The sequence below is a fragment of the Cognatundibacterium luofuense genome (genome assembly GCF_018139685.1).
GTDB lineage: Bacteria > Pseudomonadota > Gammaproteobacteria > Burkholderiales > Burkholderiaceae_D > Undibacterium > Undibacterium luofuense.
Map to the genome: position 1 here is coordinate 1 of NZ_JAGSPN010000089.1, position 534 is coordinate 534.

At 56.2% G+C, this 534-nt stretch carries 1 protein-coding gene; it reads right to left on the reverse strand.

All coding sequences use genetic code 11. The annotated features are described in order from the left end of the window. Positions 1 to 534 (reverse strand): thiamine pyrophosphate-dependent enzyme (locus KDM89_RS19460; RefSeq protein WP_230427997.1); only part of this gene is annotated, 534 nt, incomplete at both ends.

Below are 534 nucleotides of genomic sequence, written 5' to 3' on the forward strand. Positions count from 1 at the left end.
GACGGGCTGGCCACCGGTCATCGCAACCGCATCGTTATACAAAATCTTGTAAGTGATATTCACTTTGGCCGCCGCCGCCGCGCGTATGGCCAGATAACCGGAATGGAAATAAGTACCGTCACCCAGGTTCTGGAACACATGCGGCAATTTGGAAAAAGCCGCCTGACCTATCCACGGTGCGCCCTCACCACCCATGTGGGTGGTGAGCTTATTGTGTTCAGGATAAATCGCGGTCGCCATCACATGGCAACCGATACCGGCCAGCGCCAGACTGCCTTCCGGTACCTTGGTCGAGGTATTGTGCGGACAGCCCGAGCAATAGTAAGCCGGACGGGCCGGAGTATTGACCTGCTTGGTCAACACCACGTCTTTCGCTTCGAGGAAGGCCAGGCGCGCCTTGATCAGGTCGCTGGTGTGGAAGCGCGCAATCCGTGAAGAAATCACACGCGCAATCTGTGCCACAGAAAAATCTGCCTTCGACGTCAGCAACCACTCGCCACGCGGATGTACCCATTCGCCTTTTTCATCGAACTT